Annotated in this window: 16 protein-coding genes; 5 read left to right on the forward strand and 11 right to left on the reverse strand. The window is 71.8% G+C overall.

Annotation, left to right across the window (positions count from 1 at the left end):
- The first annotated feature begins 469 nt into the window (after nucleotides 1-469).
- Genes E9998_RS21235 through E9998_RS21245 form a run of 3 tightly spaced genes read left to right on the forward strand, consistent with a single transcriptional unit; the run spans nucleotide 470 to nucleotide 1,319 of the window.
- Nucleotides 470-721 (forward strand): hypothetical protein, encoded by a 252-nt coding sequence (locus E9998_RS21235; protein WP_136531704.1) that lies wholly within the window; start codon nucleotides 470-472, stop codon nucleotides 719-721.
- Nucleotides 718-1,026: a hypothetical protein gene (locus E9998_RS21240; protein WP_136531705.1), complete on the forward strand. Its 309-nt coding sequence runs from the start codon at nucleotides 718-720 to the stop codon at nucleotides 1,024-1,026. Before E9998_RS21235 ends, E9998_RS21240 begins: the two co-directional genes overlap by 4 nt.
- Nucleotides 1,023-1,319: a hypothetical protein gene (locus E9998_RS21245; RefSeq protein ID WP_136531706.1), complete on the forward strand. Its 297-nt coding sequence runs from the start codon at nucleotides 1,023-1,025 to the stop codon at nucleotides 1,317-1,319. Before E9998_RS21240 ends, E9998_RS21245 begins: the two co-directional genes overlap by 4 nt.
- A 42-nt stretch (nucleotides 1,320-1,361) precedes the next feature.
- Here the strand turns inward: E9998_RS21245 and E9998_RS21250 are convergent, their stop codons facing one another.
- Complete coding sequence (locus E9998_RS21250) at nucleotides 1,362-2,381, reverse strand: flagellar basal body-associated FliL family protein (protein WP_136531707.1); 1,020 nt, start codon at nucleotides 2,379-2,381, stop codon at nucleotides 1,362-1,364.
- Nucleotides 2,382-2,468: 87 nt separating this feature from the next.
- Here E9998_RS21250 and E9998_RS21255 point away from each other — a divergent pair, with 87 nt between their 5' ends.
- A complete protein-coding gene (locus tag E9998_RS21255; protein ID WP_158299924.1) occupies nucleotides 2,469-3,596 on the forward strand; it encodes an NUDIX hydrolase N-terminal domain-containing protein in 1,128 nt (375 codons plus the stop codon).
- A 24-nt stretch (nucleotides 3,597-3,620) separates the two neighbouring features.
- On the opposite strand, the gene E9998_RS21260 is transcribed toward E9998_RS21255, so the two are convergent.
- The 9 genes from E9998_RS21260 to mqnB form a co-directional block, all read right to left on the reverse strand.
- Nucleotides 3,621-3,884, reverse strand: coding sequence for a hypothetical protein (locus E9998_RS21260; RefSeq protein WP_136531709.1), 264 nt, complete (start codon nucleotides 3,882-3,884; stop codon nucleotides 3,621-3,623).
- A 39-nt stretch (nucleotides 3,885-3,923) separates the two neighbouring features.
- The gene (locus tag E9998_RS21265; protein ID WP_136531710.1) at nucleotides 3,924-5,471 is read right to left on the reverse strand and encodes a hypothetical protein; all 1,548 of its coding nucleotides are present in this window, start codon (nucleotides 5,469-5,471) and stop codon (nucleotides 3,924-3,926) included.
- A gap of 350 nt (nucleotides 5,472-5,821) precedes the next feature.
- A complete protein-coding gene (pulA, locus tag E9998_RS21270) occupies nucleotides 5,822-11,452 on the reverse strand; it encodes a pullulanase-type alpha-1,6-glucosidase (RefSeq protein ID WP_136531711.1) in 5,631 nt (1,876 codons plus the stop codon).
- Between the two features lie 164 nt (nucleotides 11,453-11,616).
- A complete protein-coding gene (locus E9998_RS21275) occupies nucleotides 11,617-11,841 on the reverse strand; it encodes a hypothetical protein (RefSeq protein WP_136531712.1) in 225 nt (74 codons plus the stop codon).
- A gap of 10 nt (nucleotides 11,842-11,851) precedes the next feature.
- Nucleotides 11,852-12,310 carry a membrane protein insertion efficiency factor YidD gene (gene yidD / locus E9998_RS25970; RefSeq protein WP_204745584.1) on the reverse strand — a complete coding sequence of 153 codons (459 nt, stop codon included), beginning with the start codon at nucleotides 12,308-12,310 and terminating at the stop codon, nucleotides 11,852-11,854.
- Nucleotides 12,311-12,749: 439 nt separating this feature from the next.
- Nucleotides 12,750-13,580 carry an ATP-dependent sacrificial sulfur transferase LarE gene (gene larE / locus E9998_RS21285; RefSeq protein WP_240037704.1) on the reverse strand — a complete coding sequence of 277 codons (831 nt, stop codon included), beginning with the start codon at nucleotides 13,578-13,580 and terminating at the stop codon, nucleotides 12,750-12,752.
- A gap of 126 nt (nucleotides 13,581-13,706) precedes the next feature.
- Nucleotides 13,707-14,105, reverse strand: coding sequence for a cold-shock protein (locus E9998_RS27180; RefSeq protein ID WP_136531713.1), 399 nt, complete (start codon nucleotides 14,103-14,105; stop codon nucleotides 13,707-13,709).
- A gap of 121 nt (nucleotides 14,106-14,226) precedes the next feature.
- Nucleotides 14,227-15,051 carry a 1,4-dihydroxy-6-naphtoate synthase gene (locus E9998_RS21295; protein WP_136531790.1) on the reverse strand — a complete coding sequence of 275 codons (825 nt, stop codon included), beginning with the start codon at nucleotides 15,049-15,051 and terminating at the stop codon, nucleotides 14,227-14,229.
- 44 nt (nucleotides 15,052-15,095) lie between these two features.
- On the reverse strand, nucleotides 15,096-15,710 hold the full coding sequence (gene mqnB / locus E9998_RS21300; RefSeq protein WP_136531714.1) for a futalosine hydrolase: 615 nt from the start codon (nucleotides 15,708-15,710) through the stop codon (nucleotides 15,096-15,098).
- Between the two features lie 415 nt (nucleotides 15,711-16,125).
- Between mqnB and E9998_RS21305 the strand changes: the two genes are divergently transcribed.
- Nucleotides 16,126-16,905 carry a DUF3027 domain-containing protein gene (locus E9998_RS21305; protein ID WP_204745585.1) on the forward strand — a complete coding sequence of 260 codons (780 nt, stop codon included), beginning with the start codon at nucleotides 16,126-16,128 and terminating at the stop codon, nucleotides 16,903-16,905.
- A 160-nt stretch (nucleotides 16,906-17,065) separates the two neighbouring features.
- On the opposite strand, the gene E9998_RS21310 is transcribed toward E9998_RS21305, so the two are convergent.
- Nucleotides 17,066-17,398 carry a DUF2530 domain-containing protein gene (locus tag E9998_RS21310; RefSeq protein ID WP_136531716.1) on the reverse strand — a complete coding sequence of 111 codons (333 nt, stop codon included), beginning with the start codon at nucleotides 17,396-17,398 and terminating at the stop codon, nucleotides 17,066-17,068.
- Between the last annotated feature and the right edge of the window lie 104 nt (nucleotides 17,399-17,502).

The following is a 17,502-nucleotide window of genomic DNA, read 5'->3' on the forward strand; positions in this document are numbered from 1 at the left end:
CGCGCTGCCGGTCCCGCCTCGGACGCGCTCGCGGACCACAAATCAATCCGCTCGCCGCGCACTGCCTCCGCCACCCACCGTCGACCCCTCCCCGACAAGCCCACCCCCACCACCAACCCACCCCTCATCGCCGCCGCCTTTCGCCCTGACCGCAAACCGCCCCACCCCGCACGGCCACAACCCATCACAGCGATCGCGTTCGAGTGTCGTCGGCACTAGGGGGCACGGGAAGGACCGCGGTCCGTTTCCGTTCCGCGGGCGAGTGATCGAGCTCTTGTGGGCATGGTCTCTAGACGGTTCGTGCACGACCGCGTGTCGCGAGTTGCCGTCGGGCCTTCGGTATGCCACATTCTTGACACGCGTGTATCACGCGTCCATCGAATCCAACCGAATATCAACGCGGCGGGCCGCCGTCCCATCTTGGCAGAAAAAGCCGGCGGCCCGCCCCTTACCAGAGAGGAGACCTCTCGTGGTCTCGTTCAGCGTACGCCATGACCCGGTCCCGGCCTCGGTCAAAATCGACCTCGAACTGCACCGGCCCTACCGCACCTGGTTCGGCCTCGGCCGCCTGCGCTGCGAATGGTGCAACCACAAGTGGGGCGCCCACGGCTGCCCCCAGCGCCGCTCGGCGGTGAAGCTCCTCGCCTCCAAGATCAACTCCGACTCGCTCCGCGACGTGCTCACCACGCTCATCGGGTTCTCCTGGGGCGGTGCGGCATGACCGACACCGGCTCCCGCGCCCGACGACCCGATCCCGAGCGGATCGTGCTGGGCCGCTTCACCCTCGAACACCGCCGCATCGAGGTCTACCAACTCGCCGGAGGCTCCACCACCTCTGTCCGCCTGCGCCGCATCGCACCCGAACCGGCCGTGGACCTCGGCTACATCAACCGCATCGGCTCGCCCTTCGCGCGCCTCCACCTCTACCGCGCCGAATGGTCTGCGGCCCTGCGCCGCGCCGCCAGAAACAAAGCAACCGCCATCTGGCACCACGCCGCCCGGCACGAAGCGGAGGTCGAAGGATGACGCTGCGGTTCATCGACCGGCTCCCGGTGATCGGCACCGGCGTCGTGGACGAGCACGAGCTGTGCTTCGCGTGGGTCTGGCACCAGCCGAGCCTGCGCGTCACCTTCGCGGCGGCCGAACGGCCCCTTCTGGGCCAGGTCACGCACCTCGACGGGCTGGCGCGCCTGGTGCCCGCCGCCGACAACCTCGCCTGGCTGCGGCAGGACGACCCCGCCCGCACCAGGGCCGTTCTCGACCACGCCATCACCCTGTGGCGCAGGAAGGAGCAGCTGTTCCGCGACTGCGACGGCTGAGGGGGCCGCGCGAAGCGCGGCCCCCTCATGCTCGGTGTCGGATCAGGCGGACTCGGCGTCGAAGACCGTCGCGAGGATCGCGTCCACCGCGGGGGCGTACTCGTCGGTCGCCGACTCGGAGACGCTCGCGACCCCGATGAAGCCGTTCACGCCGTCGACGTCGACCACGAGGATCGCGGTGTCCTCGTACAGGTCCGGGGTGCTCGACGACTCGGCCCAGGAGTTGCGCCACTCGGCGAGCACGCCGGGACGCCCGTCCACCTCCACCTCGGTGTAGGTGATCTCGCCCTGCTGGTAGTCGGTCACCGAGCCGAACGCGCCGTCGAGCCAGTAGGCGGCGGCGCCCTCGGCGGTGGCGTTCAGGTCGGCGGGGTCGTAGGGGGCTTCGAGGCTGGAGAAGACGCCGACGCCGAAGTAGGAGATCCAGACGTCGGTGTGCTGGATGATGCTGATGTGCGCGTCGAGGAGGAGCCCGTCGCTGGTGCCCGGACCCGCGTATGGCAGCCACTCCTCGCTCGGCAGGGGCGTGACGGCGCCGAGGGAGGCGACCGTGAGGCCCTCGCCGGAGGGGGCGGGCGCCTCCTCCTCTTCGCCGGATTCGCCGCCGTCCTCGTCGTCCTCGGGAGCGGTGGTCTGGGTCGTGGCGTCCTCGCCCGCGCCCAGGCTGCCCTCGTCCTTCTCGCCGCCGAGCAGGAAGTACCCGGCGACACCGCCCACCGCCATGAGCAGGACCACGACGATCACCAGGATCGTGGTGCCGCTCCCGCCGGTGCGCGGCTGGACCGGCGGCGGACCGTACTGGCCGTACGGGTCGTAGCCCTGCTGATAGCCCGGTTGCGGCTGGTAGGCGGGCTGGGACTGGTAGGGCGCGTTCGGGTCGGGCTGGTACTGCCCGTACCCGCCCGGCAGCTGGCTCGTCGGGTACTGGAGGTCGGGCCCGACCTGGCCGGGCGCGTAGCCTCCGGCGGGCGGCTGCGCACCCGCCTGGGACTGCCCGTACGGGTCGGCGCCCGGATAGGCGGGCCCGCCGGAGGGGCCGGGGTCTTGCGGGGGGTACGTCATGGACCGATCGTAACCGGCATTCCCCAGACGCGCCCCCTCCAGTGCATGCGGCCTGCGGCGCGAGGCCGGTCTGCGAGAATCCTGCGGATGACCCGCTCTTCGCGCGACCTCACCCCCGTCTGGCTGGCCGACCGCTTCCGCGCCTTCGCCGCGCTCGGGCTGCACTACCACCCCGACGAGGCCGACCGGGGACGGTTCGAACGGCTCCGCCGTCACAGCGCGGAGCTGGCGGCCCTAGTCGACCTTCGCGACACCGCCACGATCGAGGCGGCATACGGGCGCGACACCGGTGTGCGCACACCGATGGCAGCCATCGCAGTCCACGCCACGACGGCGGACGGCGCCGAGCTGTGGCGCACGCGCCACGTCGGCGATGAGCGGCTGCCCGACCTTCTGGCCCTCGCCGGGAGACTGCTGCAAGCGCCGGCGCCGCACCGACCCGCGACCCTGACCGACTCCCGGGCGCTCGCGCTCCCCGGCCCCCACACCTACGTGGCGGTCTACGAGGCCGCCAGCGCGTTGGACGCCCGCGACGCCGCCGCTGCATGGCCCGAACCGGACACGGATCTGCAGGCGGCCTTCGGCGCCCGCCCGTCCCTCCATGCAGAGAGCCCTCAGATGCGCCCCGTGGTGAGCGCCGCTGCGGGGCGCATCTGCGAACGCATCGCCGCACTCGCGGCCGAGGGCGCCGTGGCTTCGCAGGACTCCTTCCAGGTCGAGAGGTTCGGGCAGGTGCGCCTCCTCGCGACGGACATCGCCGTCGAAGCCGTCGAATACGAGCCGCTGCCCTCGTACGCGCTCAACGTCGACGTCGCCGCGACCGGCGCAGGAGTCGTGTTCTTCGACGACCGGGGGCGCGTCCTGCTGATGGAGCGGTCCGACACTGGTCACTGGGGGATGCCCGAAGGCGCCTGCGACGTCGGAGAAGCTTGGATCGACACCGCTGTCCGCGAAGTGCGCGAGGAGATCGGCGTGCGCGTCGAGCCGGAGGCGTTGACCCTCCTCGACGTATTCGACAACCGGACGCTCACTGCGGAGACGCTGTCCATTCCGATCGCCGCCGTCTTCACCGCCCGACTCGACGCGGCGCCGGGCGAACTTGCGATCAACCACGAAGTGCGCAGGACGGCGTGGGTGTCGGCGCAGGAGCTGCACCACCTCGACCTGTGGCCGGGACATCGAGCGAAGCTAGGCGCCGCCTTCGAATCCCTGTGAACCGTAGACGGGTCACGACCCTGTTCAGGTGATGAGGTGGACCGCTCCGAGGACCGCCAGGGCGGCCGGGATCGCGAGCGCGGCGAGGGCGACGACGGCGCAGCCGCCGCTCTGCTGCGGCGCCCGGGGACCGGACTGCTTCGCGAGCTCCTCGTTGAACCGCTTGACCGCGGGGTCGTCGGTGTCGTGGTACTCGCCTTCGGCGTAGTTGATCATCTTGGCGAGGCAGAGCGCGCAGGCCTGCCCCGGTCCCGACATGCTCTGCTTGCAGATGTTGCAGACGGCCATGATTCCTCCAGTGATGTGCGGTGCGGGCGCGGGTCGCGCTCAGCCGGTCAGGTAGTAGCAGCTGGTGTACTTGTTGCCCGAGTTCAGATCCCAAGCGCCGTAGTACGGGTAGGCGCTGTAGCCGGTGGTGCGCACGACCACCTCGTACTCGCCCGCCGGGAGCGACACGGTCTCGTAGACGGCGACCCAGTCCGAGCACTGCGAGGAGCAGTCGGAGCAGCCGTTGACGGTGAACGAGCCGGTCTCGGGGCCGGTGTAGAGGACCTCCAGTTGGACGTTCGTGGAGTTGCCGATCTCCAGGAGCACCTCGCCGCTCCCGGAGGAGCCGGTGTCCTCGGGGGCGGCGAGGTCGCCGCCGTAGCCGCGGGCGTCGGCGATGTCGTCGCGGATGCCGTCCAGGACCGCCTGCTCGGCGGCCTCCTCGGCTTCGCGCTGGCGTTCGGCCTCCTCCTCGGCGGCGCGCTGCGCCTCTTCTTCGGCGATCCGCTCGCGTTCGGCGTCGATCGCGTCGAGGATCTCCTGCGCCTCGCCCGCGTTCGCGTCCTCGGGGAACTCGGTGAGCAGCAGGTTGAGGAGGATCTCGGCCTCGACGTCGTCGCCGTCGTCGTGGGCGGCCCGGCCGCAGTCGAACAGCATTGCGGGCCAACGGGTCAGGGCGTCGGCCACTGCCGCTGCGGTGAGTTCGGCGGCGGCGTCCCCGTGGGACTCGGGCACGATCCAGCCGGCCCTGGCGAAGTACCCGAGCGCGTCGAGCGGCTCGCACGCGCCCGCCTCGGTCGCCGCGGCGAGCGCGTCGTCGTACATCGCCTGCACCGCAGCGGGTGCGGCCTCGGCTTCGGGCGTGTCGGCGAAATCGGTCGCGAGCAGGGCGTAGATCGCGAGGGCCTTCGAATACCGGCCGAGGTCGGCGAGGTCGGTCGGGTCGGCCTCGGACAGTTCGGCCCGGGCCTGGTCGGCGTGGATCGCGGCGAGTTCGCCGCGCGCGATGCCTTCGGCCGCAGGCGCGTCGAGCGCCAGGTAGGCGCCGTAGGCGGTGACGGTGTCCTCGTAGACGCCGAGGGACGCGGCCGTGCGGGCGTCGTTGAGCAGGTCGCAGGCGGCGCGTTCGGCGCGGGCCTCGCCGAGCGCGTCCGAGAACGAGAGCTGGAAGAACTCGTGTACGCGGTCGTAGTGGCGGTTCGCGCCCCAGCAGTCGCCGTCCTCGTGGGCGGCGCGGCCTTCGGCGGCCGCGCTCCGGGCGGCGCCGCCGAGGGCGAGGACCCCGGCGACCAAAGCCGCCACGGCGAGTACGCCGACGAGCGCGGGCGTCCAGGGCCGCGCCGCCGAATCCGGTTCGGCGTCGGCTCGCGGCCCGCCGATCACCCACGCGTGCAAGGCGGTCCAGGCAGGCCACAGCGCGAGGACCGCGAGCCAGGCGGCCGGGTCGCGTTCGACGGCGCCCGCCGCCGCGATCCACACCAGCACCGCCGCGCCCGCGAGGGCCGCAAGGCCCGTGCGGACCCGGCCGAGATAGAAGTACCCGGCGCTGACGCCGGACAGGTTGAGCAGGGCGGCGTTCCAGCGCCGCCACGGACCGGGGTGTGCCATCGGCCGTCCTCTCCTCTGAAGTCCACCAGAGGATCGGGCGCGCGCTCCCGGATCGGTCCCGGAACGATCACGGGCCGCAAGGCCGCGCCGATGACGGAGTCGGGGCCGCGGGCCGGAGACGCTAAACCGGGACGGGTGCCGCACCCGCCCCGGTTTCAGGGATCCGAAACTAAACCCCAGTATTCCCGCCCTGTCAAGACCGTTGGGGACGCCCTCACCAGCAGGGACCCTGCCGCAGCGTCAACCGCCGAACACGGCCCCGCGCGCCGCGGGACCGGCGAGAGCCGGGCCCGCCGTTCCCGGCGCGGCGATGCGTCGGCGGGCCCGGTTCTCACCGGGCCCGCCCCCCGTCAGCTGACGAACACGGCGACCGTGCGGCCGGGCACGGTGAACGTCCCGGTCGCGTCCTCGAACGCGGCCTCCGCGAACACCGGGTCCGCCGAGTCCTCCAGCACCGGGTGCAGGCCCGCGCCCGAACCCGCCGCCTCGGCCACGGTCTGGTCCACCGGGTCCGGCCCGGCGTTGAAGACCACCGTCACCGAACCGAACGCGTCGTCCAGGCCCGCGAGGTCGATCCGCATCACGATCACGCCCGGGAGCTCCGATGCGGTGCCCGACAGAGGGAACGAGACCCGCTCGGCCACCGCCTCGCCCGTGCCCAGGCTGAACGCCGAGGTCGAGGAGGCGATCGCCAGCAGCTCCAGGTAGCGCTCGCGCGCCAACTCGATGTCCTCACAGGACGGCGCGTCGACCGCGTCGAGCGCCGCCTCCGCGTACGGCCACTTCGCCTCCGAGGTCCACTGCGGCGGCAGGCCGGCGCCGAACCCGTTGCTGGAGGGCCCGTAGCCTTCGGTCCCAGCGCAGTCCCAGCGGATCGCGTTGAACCAGTCGCCGGAGTCGTAGGAGTCGCGGTCGAGCGACTTGGAGCGCAGCGACTCCGAACCGGCCGTGATGAACCCGGTGCCCTGGCTGAGCACCGCCGTCGCCAGACTCAGCACCTGCATCTGCGCCCGCTCCGTGCCCGACACCTCCGTGTCCAGCTTGTAGGCGAGGGCGTCGAACAGGATCTCGTTGTCATGTGCGTCCACATAGGTCACCGCTTCGCCGGGGTCGGCCGTGTAGCCCGCGCCCGTCCCGTTGTAGTCGAGCTGCGAACCGGCGACCTCGGTGCCGTCCGAGGCCGTGAACGTGTAGTCGGCGAGATTCCCGACCAGGCCCAGCTTCGTGAGGTCCTGGGCGTGCATGAGCGCCGACAGCTCGGCGTCCGTCGCGTCCCCGTCGTTGTCGTCCGTCCACAGCCCTGAGCCGTAGCCCTGTGTCGTCGGGTCCTCGTCGAAGGGCCCGCCGCCGCGCACGGCGTCGCGCAGCCGGTCGTTGAACGTCCCGATCCCCGTGCCCGCCATGTTCACCTGCGTCGCCTGCTCGAACAGGGCGTCCCCGGCGACCTCGCCGAAGTCCCAGCCCTCCCCGTACAGCAGGACGTCCTCGTCCAAGGCCGCCTGCACCGCGAGCATGTTCGCCTTCGGGTGGTGGCCCATGAGGTCGAACCGGAACCCGTCCACGTGGTAGGCGTCCTGCCACAGCACCGCCGACTCCACGATGAACTTGCCGAACATCGGCGCCTCCGTCGCGGTGTTCGCGCAGCACGTCGAGTTGTAGACCTCGCCGTCCGCGTCGAGCCGGTGATAGTAGCCCGGCACGATCCGGTCGAGCACCGACTTCTCGTCGGCCCCGGCCGCGGCCGTGTGGTTGTACACCACGTCGTTCACCACCCGCAGACCCAGCCCGTGCAGGGCCGCCACCATCTGCCGGTACTCCAGGATGCGCTGCGTCCCCTCCGGATCGGTCGCATACGAGCCCTCAGGTATGTTGAAGTGCAACGGGTCGTAGCCCCAGTTGTAGGCGTCCTCGGCGCGCACCGCGCCCACGCACGCCTGCTGCTCAGACGAGTTCGCCGCCATCAAGTCCATGTCGCAGTCCACAGTCGCCTGACCGGTCTCGGGGATCGACGCGATGTCGAACGTCGGCAGCAGGTGCACGTAGTTGAGCCCGGCGTCCGCCAGCTCCGCCAAGTGCCGCACCGATACCGAGTCCTCCTGCGTGAACGCCGCATACGTCCCCCGCAGCGACTCCTCCATCGAGGCGTCCGCGATCGAGAAGTCCCTGACGTGCACCTCCCACACCTGCGCCGCGGCCGGATCGACCTCGGCGGGCGCCTGCTCGCGGTCCCAGCCCTTCGGCTTCAGATCCGCGTCGTCGAGGTCCACGATCTGCGAATGCGTCGAGTCCGCCGCCAGCGACAGCGAATACGGGTCCGTCACCGAATACGACTCGACCCGCTGCGTCGCTGGATGCCACACCTCCAGCGCGAACCGGTAGTACTTGCGGTCCCAGGACTTCGCGCCCTTCACCGACCACACGCCCGTGCGCTCCGAGAACGACATCTCGTGCAGCTCAGGAGACTCGTCCTCAGGCGAGTCGAACAGCTCCAGGCGCACCGACTGCGCCGAAGGCGCCCACAGCGACAGCGTCGGCTTCTTCCCGCGCCACGTCACGCCCAGGTCCGCGTCCAGCGCCGCCGCGTAGTACGCGTCGAGCGCACCCGCGGTCTGCACACCCGTCGCGTACCAGGCGTAACCGGTGTGATCGCGCTCGACCGCGACGAGCTGCCCGCGCAGCGCCTCGTGCACCAGATCCGCATCGGCGTCCACAGTGAACGCGCGGTAGTTCCAGTACTCGGGGTAGGCCCGCCGCTGCGCCTCGGTCAGGCCACGGGCCGCCGACAGGGCGAACGTGTCGAACGAACCGGTGAGCGCGCCGTCCTCCACGGCGATCGAGCCGTCGGCGCTGGCGAGGAGTTCGAAGACCTTCCCGTCGGTGGCGTCGACGTCGAGCGCGACGGTGTCGGCGTCGAGCCAGACCGCCTGCTCCTTGGCGAGGTCGAGGTTCTGGCCGCGGCCGGTGGAGGCCCCGGCGGGGCGCGCGTAGTCCGCGGTCGCGGCCTTGAGCCACACTTCCTGGCCGTACTCGGCGAAGTCGAGCCGCTGGTCGGTCGGCAGGTCCTTCTCGTCGCCGCGGTGGAGGATGTAGGAGAGCGCCTCGGCGTCCTCGGCGAGGTCCACTTCGAACACGAGCCCGTAGGCGTCGGTGCGCGCGGGCTGGAGCCCGGCGTTCCAGTCGGTGGGGTCGGCCGCGCCCTCCCAGGTGTGGAGGGTCCAGCCGTCGTAGTCGCCGTCGGGGCGCTGGTAGTGCAGGACGGCCTTGCCGTCGGCGGCGGCCTGCGAGGCGTGCGCGCCGGTGGCGGTCACCCAGGTCTCGCCGAGGTCGGCGGGGGTGAGCAGCAGGTCGCCGTCGTAGAGCTTGACGTCTCCTGAGTGGACGATGGCGCCGAGTTCGGCGTTCACGTCTTCCACCGGCACCTGCCAGTAGAGGCCCCACGCGTCGGTGCCGTCGGGCGGTCGCGGCGCGTCCCATTCGGTGGCGGCGCCGTCGGCGAGCGCGTCGCCCCACAGGTGCAGGCCCCAATCGGTGCCGTCATCTGGGGCGTGGACGGTGACGTACCCGTTGGCCTCGGCGAGGGAGTGGGCGACGTCGCCGGTCCCGGCGCTGAGCCAGACCTCCGGGGTCGCGCCCGGATCGAAGGTGCGGTCGGCGTCGAAGTCCTTGTTGCCGTCGGCGTCGATCACGAGGTAGCCCACCGAACTCGCGTCCTCGGCGAGCCGGATCGACGCGAAGGACCCGTACGAGTCCTCCCCGGCGAAGGCGTTCGCGTCGGGCCAGGTGGTCAGGGACTCCTCGGCCACGTCGCCCCACGTGTACAGGCCCCACCGGTCGGCGTCGCCGTCGAAGTGGACGTTCGCCCAGGCCAGCGAGGAGCCGGCCTGGTCGGGGGTGGCGACGGCGGTGCCCGCGGTCGCCGAGGCGGTGCGGCCCTGGCGGTCGAGGACGACGGCCTTGAACTCGACGCCCGACCCGCCGGCGAGGCCGGCGAGGTCGTAGGCGATCCGGTGGTCCGGGCCCGGCGCGGTGCCGACGTAGGTCCAGTCGCCGCCGTCGACGGAGGCGGCGAAGGCGACGCGCGCGAGCGGGTCGCCGGTCACCTCGGCGTCGACGTAGGCGGTGGTCGCGGACTCCTCGGCGACGGTGAGGGCAAGCGACGGGGCGTCCCCGGCGGCGACCTCGTCGTCGGCGCGGAAGACCACGGCCGACAGCGGCGGCACGGTGATCGTCGCGGTCCCGTCCGCGGCCTCGATCGCGCCGTCGCCGTAGACGGCGCTGAACGTGTCCGAATAGGTCTCCACGGACACGGTCTCCGTTGTCTCGCTGTTGGAGACGGCCACGAGGTACTCGATGCCCTCGTCGGAGGTGATGCGGGAGAACGCGAACACACCGTCCTCACTGGAGCGAGTGACCTGTGCGCCGTTCGCTAGCGCCGGATGTTCCTCGCGCAGGTCGGCGAGTTCGGCGATGGCCCGGTAGATCGGGTGCGAGGTGTCGTAGTTGTCGTCGGCGTGCGTGGCGTCGGTGCCGATGAGCTCGTCGTCGAGGTAGTCGGCGACCTCGGAGGCGAACATGGTCTGGCGCGCGTGGTCGTCGCCGCCCGCGCCGGTGAAGCCCTGCTCGTCGCCGTAGTAGACGACCGGCTGGCCGCGGGTGAGGAACATGAGCTGCTGGGCCAGGACGGCCCGCTGCGTCCAGGTGTCCTCCGCGGTCGTCTCCACGATGGTGCGGCCGACGCGGCCGATGTCGTGGTTGGAGACGAACGTGGGCATCGCGAGGGCGTCCGTGCCGTCGGTGGTGAACAGCGGGTCCGACTCGTAGAGGGTCGCCAGGCCCTGCGCGCCGGCGGTGCCGGTCGCGAAGCCGGTGGCCGCGCCGTGGAACCCGAAGTCGAGCACCGCGTCGAGGTCGCCTCGGCGCACGTACTCGCTCGTGTAGGCCGGGTCGCCGGAGTAGACCTCGCCGAAGGCGAAGAAGTCGATGCCCTTCGCGTCGGCCGCCTCGCGGACGCCTGCAAGAAATTGCGGCCAGAATTCGAGGTTCACGTGCTTGACGGTGTCGAGGCGGAAGCCGTCGACGCCGGAGTCGGCGATCCAGTCGGCGTACACGTCGATCCAGCCGTCCACGACCTCGGGGCGCTCGGTCCACAGGTCGTCGAGCCCGGAGAAGTCGCCGTACGTGCTGGACTCGCCGGTGTAGGTCGAGTCGCCGCGGTTGTGGTACATCGCCGGGTCGTTGAGCCAGTCGGGGGACTTCAGGTCGGTCTCGTCCGCTTCGAGCACGGGCGTGTAAGCGGAGGCGCCGACCTCGGGGAACTCGTCCGATTCGGCGTAGTTCGCGTCGTCGAAGGGGCGTCCGTCGGCGTCGGTGTAGGGCGCGTCCTCCTTGTCCACGTACGTGTTCGCGCCCTCGGCGTACTCGATCGCGTCGGCGGTGTGGTTGACGACGACGTCGAGGTAGATCGCGATCCCGCGCTCGTGCGCGGCGTCGATGAGGCTCTGGAGCTCGGCGTCGTCGCCCAGGTGCGGGTCGACGGCGGTGAAGTCGGTGCCCCAGTAGCCGTGGTAGCCCGCGCCGGTCCAGGAGTCGGTGATCTGCACGGGCTGGTTGACGACGACGGGGGTCAGCCAGATCGCGGTGGTGCCCAGGCCCTCGATGTAGTCGAGGCGCTGCTCGACGCCCGCGAGGTCGCCGCCCTGGTAGAACATGCGCTGCGTCGGGTCGTAGCCGGTGGTGAGGGCGTCGCCGTCGAGCCCGCCGGTGTTGTTGGCGGCGTTCCCGTCCGCGAAGCGGTCGGTCATGACGAAGTAGAACTGCTCGGCCTCCTCGGCCGGGGCCTGGGCGAGCGCGGCCAGCTGGGCGTCGCTGGGCTCCTCGCTCCACGATCCGTCGCCTCCCGGCGGCTGGCCTGGGGTGGTGCAGGCGGTGAGTGCCAGGGCCGTGCCCAGCACTCCCGCCGCGATTCGGGCGGTACGCGGCATTGCGCTCATCCTCCGGGGGTCACAGGGGGACGGGGCCGCGCCGCGCGTGCCGGAAGCACGACGAGACGCGCACCCCGTGTGCGCAAGAACATACCACCTATGAAATTTTCTTACAACATTCTGATGATCTGTTGCGTCCGCTGAGAACGGCGCGCGTCAGGACCTCAGTGCCGCTCCTCGTCGAGGTGGCGCGTGCCCACCGGAGCGGAGTGCTCGAAGTGGATGGCGCTCACCGGCAGCGGGAACGGCGTGGAACCGAACGGGGAGGAGGCCCCGATGTGCCCGGAGGTCATCTCGCCGACCTCCAGGTGCCCGGGCTTGACGGTGCGGCTGCGGGTCTTGGCGGGCCGTTGGGCGGTGCGCCGCTCGGCGAGGTTCGAGTCACTCATGACCAGGATTTTAACGGTCGCCCCTGGCGCCGGGCACCGGATCACGCGTGCCCCTGGTCACCCCCGGCCGGCAGCGCAGCACCCGCGCCAACGCCAGTCGGCCGCCCGCCCACAGGCCGTACCGCGCGACCGCCCGATACCCGTAGCCCGAACACGTCGGCACGAACCGGCACTCCACCCCCACCCGCGGCGACAGCCGCCGCCGGTACACCGCGATGAGACGCAGCCCCAGCAGCCGCGGACCGGGCCGATGGCCCACCCGCGCCGCCTCCAGCCGCTCCGGCGTCAGACGCCCGAACATCAAGACCCCCAACGCGAACGAATGAAACGGCCCCGGATCGGTCGCGCCCCCGCAGGCCGCCGCGCACGTGTTGCACGGCCCGCCCGGATTGCAGGCCGCCGCGAGCGGCGCACCGCAACCGGTCGCGCAGCCGGGTTCATAGGCGCCGGCGCAGCCCGAAGCGTCCACAGGACAGTTCTACACGCTTCGATCGATCGCGGACCGCACCGGCCGCGCCGCGCTGTCCGAGACTCCAGTTCGGATACCCGAGAGCGTCGATTGCAGACGGTTGGTCCGCTGTCGTGTCCTCAAAGCACGCACTGCCCGTTATACGCCGATCACCCCTGTATCAGGGAATTGCCAGGATCGGTTCAGGGCAGGCTCAGCCTGATGGCCCACGGTGGGGGCCTCGGGGAATGAGGGGTTCCCGAGGGGTTATGGACCCGGTGGGGCCATCGGACATCATCCTCCACTGACGATCGCCGCAGGCCCCACCGGGCACTCTCACCTGAACAATGATCACGTTGCGCCCCACGGACACGAACTGTCACACCCACCGGTCAGGGTTGTTGAACCGGGGGCCCATCGTTCGGAACAAATCCGGAAAATCCAGAAATGTCGCCCGCCTTCAGCGGTACCGCTCCGGGTACGGCAGCAGTTCGTTCATCGCGCCCGAGCGGAAGCCCTGCGCGTCCAGGCGCACCTCCGCGTAGCCCTCCACGGCCGCGAGCACGCCGGGCCGGTCGGCCACGGCCGCGACCAGTTCGGCGTCGACCTCCACCTTCGCGGTGTCGTCGCCCAGGTCGCGCACCCGCAGGTTCCGCACCGGGATGCGGGCCTCGGCGAGCGCCCCGCGCAGCGAGTGCTCGGCGGCGGCGACGCGCGCGAGCCCGTCCGCGGTGACCTCGACGCCGTAGGCGATGCGGCTCGCGAGGCAGGCGGCGGCCGGTTTGTCCCAAGTGTCCAGTCCCCAGTCGCGCGAGGCGGCGCGGATCGCAGCCTTGGTGAGCCCCGCGTCGGCCAGCGGCGTGATCGCCCCCGCGTCGGCGGCGGCGCGGATGCCGGGGCGGAACCCGGCGCGCAGGTCGTCGGCGTTGGTGCCGGTGGCGACGGCCGCGATCCCGCGGGCCGCGGCGAGCGGGGCCACGACGCTCATCAGCTCGGTCTTGCAGAAGAAGCAGCGGTCGCCCGCGTTGGCGCGGTAGCCCTCGCGGGAGAGCTCGTCGGTCCCCGGCGCGTGGTGGACGACGCCGAGGCCCGCGGCGAACTCGCGGGCGCGGTCGAGTTCACTGCGCGGCAGCGAAGGCGAGACGGCCGTGGCGGCCTCGACCCGCTCGGCGCCGAGCGCGCGGACGGCGGCGGCGAGCAGGAACGCCGAGTCGGCGCCGCCGGAGAAGGCCACCATGATCGAGGGCAGCGAGGCGAGCCGGTCGAGCAGGCCGTCGAGATCGGAGGTCACCGTTCAGAGCCTATCCCGCCGCGCGAGTGACCCGATTTCAACGGACATAACGGAAATGTCCAAACTATTGGGCCCCCGGTCCAACAACCCTGCCCCAAGGGTCTGACAGATCCCGGTATGCGAGGACTACTCGAGGTCGCTCGCGACGGCGCGGAGGAGCTCGGCGATCTTGGCGCCGGTCTTGCGGTCGGGGTGGCGCCCGCGCGACAGCGGCGGCATGACCTGCTGTTCGAGGACGCCGATGAGGTCTTGGAGGAGACTGTTGAGCTCCTCGGGGGAGCGCTTCGACGTCTCGGGGACGGGCGCCGCGCCGGTCTGCGGGGCGGCCACGACGTGCAGGCCCATCGCCTGGACGCCGCGGCGGGTGTCGATCATGCTGTACTCGACCTTCGTGCCCTTGGCGAGTTCTTCGACGCCCTCGGGGAGGGCGTCGCGGTGCACGAAGACGTCCTTGCCGCCGTCGTCACGGGAGACGAATCCGAATCCCTTCTCGGCGTCGAACCATTTCACTCGACCACTGGGCACCGCTGAACCTCGAACTTCTCGTCTACAGGGAACTGAAAGGTCCCCCAAGCCTAGCGTGGCACGCGCCGCCCCGCCCGAATCGCCGGGGTGACCGCACCGCCACGCACCGCCACCGGCGTCCCTAGGGGATCGCGAGGGCGAGCTTCGGGACGAGCCCGAGCTCGGCCGCGCCGCCCAGGAGCCGCTCGACCGCCGAGCGGCCCTCGTCGCCGAGGTCGCGTGAGAACTCGTTGACGTACAGGTCGATGTGGCTGCGGCACACGTCCGCCGACATCTCCTGCGCGTGCTCGGCCACATAGGCGCGGCTCGCCTCCGGGTGCGCCCACGCGTAGTCCAGGGAGGCCCGGATCGCGGCCGTGACCGCCTCGGTGTCGAGATGGGACTTCGCGACGATCGCGCCGAGCGGGATCGGGCAGCCGGTGCTCGACTCCCACCACTCGCCGAGGTCCACGAGCCGTTCGAGGCCGTGCTCGCGGTAGGTGAACCGGGCCTCGTGGATGACCAGACCGGCGTCGTAGCGCCCCTCGCGCACCGCGGGCATGATCTGCTCGAAGGGCACGACCTCCCACGTCACGTCGCCCAGTACGCCGCCGAGGTCGCGCAGCCACAGGTTGAACAGCATGAACGCGGTGCTCCGGTCGGAGGGCACGGCCACGCGGCGGCCCGCGAGCCCGGCGGGCCCGAGCGGGCCGCGCGTGAGGACCAGCGGCCCGCAGCCGCGCCCGAGCGCGCCCCCCGCCGGCAGCAGCCGCCACCGGTCGTCGAGGTACGGCAGGGCCGCGTACGAGACCTTCGCGACGTCGAACTCGCCGCGCGCGCACGCGGTGTTCGTGACGTCGATGTCGGCGAACGTCAACCGCGTCGCCGGGGCGCCGTCGATGAGGCCCGAGGTCCACGCGTGGTAGATGAAGGTGTCGTTCGGGCAGGGCGAGTGCGCGAGGTGCAGCGCCTCGGCCGGCGCGTCGAACGGGACGCCGAGAGCGACCATCCCTACACCTCCCTGATCGCGGCGGTCAGCGACTTCAGGGCGGTGCCCCAGTCCCAGCCCTCGACGTTGCGGTCGCCCACGAAGTTGGAGACCGTGCGGATCTCGGCGAACGGCAGCCCGGCCTGCTGGGCGGCCGTGGCGACGCCGAAGCCCTCCATGGCCTCCCCGACCGCGTCGGGGTAGCGGTGGGCGAGGTTCGCGGCGAGGCCGTCGGAGCCGGTGATCGAGGCGAGGGTGAGGATCTCGCCCCGCACGCCCTCGACGGCGACGGTGAGCACGGTGTTGCACCCGATCCGGTTGGTGCCGAAGCCGAGCTCGTCGATCGGCTGGAACCGCCACGGCAGCGCGACGCCGAGTTCGGCCGCGACGGAGTCGGTGCCGATGAGCACGTCGCCGATCCGGGCCCGGCCCTGGAAGGCCCCGCAGATCCCGGCGTTGACGACCACGTCGTAGGCGCGGCCCATCTGGCCGTTCTCGGCGATGGCCCGGGCGGTGGCGGCCGCGGCGGCCGCGGGTCCGACCCCGGCGACGAGGACGTCCAGCTCATGGCGGAGGGAGCGGCCGGCCTCGACGGCCTGGGCCTCCTCGGCGACCGCGCACACGACGAGTATTCGCATGGACCCAAACCTACCGGGTGCCCCCGGCCGCGGCCCCTACGCGAGCCCGAGAACCGCACCGGGTCACCCACCGGTCGCACGACTGCCGCGGTACCGCCGCACCGACCGGTCGCGCCGCACCGGCGACGCGCCCCTGAACGATCGGACGCCGCAGGCCGAGCGCCCGCGGCGCCGACGTCATCGCAGTGGAGTCGAATGTGTGGACCGGCCCGCCGGCCGCGCGCCCGCGGCGCCGACAGGTCCGGCCCGAATCCGCGCACCACGACGTTCACCTCTGGGTAAGGGCCCCCGGTTTCAACGGTGCCCGCCGGGTGCGACGAAACGGGGCCGCGCGAGAGCGAATGTGTCGCACGCCGCTCAACGGCTCTCGCACCGACCTGCGGGTCCGGCGGGGAGCTGACCTATGCTTGAAGGCGTGCCTGACAGCTCTATCGCCACCGCCAAGACCCGGACCCGCAAGCCGAAGCTGGACCGCGTCCTCGCCGACGCCGTCGAACAGGCCCGCGAAGCCGCCGAGGAGTCCGGCGACGGGATCGGGGAGCACCTGAGCGTCGAGGCCGAGACCGACCGCGTCGTCACCCACTACTTCGAGTGCACCCTGCCGGGCTACCGCGGCTGGCGCTGGGCCGTCGTGCTCACCCGCGCCCCCCGCGCCCGCGCCGCCACCGTCTCCGAGAGCGCGCTCCTGCCCGGCCCGGACGCGCTGCGCTCCCCCGCATGGGTGCCGTGGGCCGACCGCCTCCAGGGCGGCGAGGTCGGCACCGGCGAAGTCCTCCCCACCGAGGAGGACGACGACCGGCTCATGCCCGCCTACCAGCTCTCCGACGACGACGCCGTCGAGGACATCGCCTACGAGCTCGGCCTCGGCCGCGAACGGGTCATGAACCGCGAGGGCCGCGCCGAGACCGCGCAGCGCTGGTACGACGGCGACCGCGGCCCGACCGCGCCCATCGCCGAGGCCGCCCCCGCGCCCGCCCGCTGCGGCACCTGCGGCTTCTTCCTGCCGCTCGCCGGCTCGATGCGCCAGGCCTTCGGCGCCTGCGGCAACCTGTACTCCTCCGAGGACGCCCGCGTCGTCTCAGCCGACCACGGCTGCGGCGCGCACTCCCAGATCAGCGAGTTCGTCGACACCACCCCGCAGGGCGTGGACAAGTCCGAGATCGTCTACGACGACGAAGGCTCCGAACTGCTCTGACCGCTCCGGCCCCGCGGCTGTTCGAACCGTTGGGGGCCAGGACCGTCGTACCCGCCGGGCACGGTTGAAACCGGGGGCCCTTACCCAGAGGTGAACGTCGTGGTGCCCTGCGGCGCCCGGCCGTTCGTCTCATGACGGGTCGGCATCCGCTCGGCCCGGCTCAGGCCTCGTCCTGCTCGCGCGCGGACCCGCCGAAGTGGCGGCGGTCGGCCACGACCATCATCGCGGTGCCGATGAGGCCGATGATCACACCGGTGAGCGCGCAGGCGCCCCACCATCCGCGCCCGGAGTCGGCGAGGTCGTCGCGGAAGACCTGGGTCAGGATCAGCGCGATCGTCCACAGTAGTGTCCCGCCCGCCGCGATGGGCGTCATGCGCATCTGCACCGCCTTCGGGGCGGGCAGCTCGGGGGTGCGCTTGACGCGCTGGTAGGCCTCGCGCGGCGTCGCGGAGCCGGACGGGGCCGGGGGCTGGGAATTTCCTTCCGTGGACACGCAGCCAATGTACGCTGCGTCAGTCCCCGCGACAATCGGTCACGGTGACATGAGGTGCCGTCGCGTCGTCGACTGTGGGCGGGTTCCCCCTCCGGGGGACGGTG

The organism is Glycomyces paridis (assembly GCF_004912155.1).
Classification (GTDB): Bacteria; Actinomycetota; Actinomycetes; order Mycobacteriales; family Micromonosporaceae; genus Glycomyces; species Glycomyces paridis.

Coding starts and splice junctions, on each gene's coding strand:
- E9998_RS21240 (WP_136531705.1), top strand. CDS start 718: ATGACCGACACCGGCTCCCGCGCCCGACGACCCGATCCCGAGCGGATC.
- E9998_RS21245 (WP_136531706.1), top strand. CDS start 1,023: ATGACGCTGCGGTTCATCGACCGGCTCCCGGTGATCGGCACCGGCGTC.
- E9998_RS21250 (WP_136531707.1), bottom strand. CDS start 2,381: ATGACGTACCCCCCGCAAGACCCCGGCCCCTCCGGCGGGCCCGCCTAT.
- E9998_RS21255 (WP_158299924.1), top strand. CDS start 2,469: ATGACCCGCTCTTCGCGCGACCTCACCCCCGTCTGGCTGGCCGACCGC.
- E9998_RS21260 (WP_136531709.1), bottom strand. CDS start 3,884: ATGGCCGTCTGCAACATCTGCAAGCAGAGCATGTCGGGACCGGGGCAG.
- E9998_RS21265 (WP_136531710.1), bottom strand. CDS start 5,471: ATGGCACACCCCGGTCCGTGGCGGCGCTGGAACGCCGCCCTGCTCAAC.
- pulA (WP_136531711.1), bottom strand. CDS start 11,452: ATGCCGCGTACCGCCCGAATCGCGGCGGGAGTGCTGGGCACGGCCCTG.
- E9998_RS21275 (WP_136531712.1), bottom strand. CDS start 11,841: ATGAGTGACTCGAACCTCGCCGAGCGGCGCACCGCCCAACGGCCCGCC.
- mqnB (WP_136531714.1), bottom strand. CDS start 15,710: ATGCGAATACTCGTCGTGTGCGCGGTCGCCGAGGAGGCCCAGGCCGTC.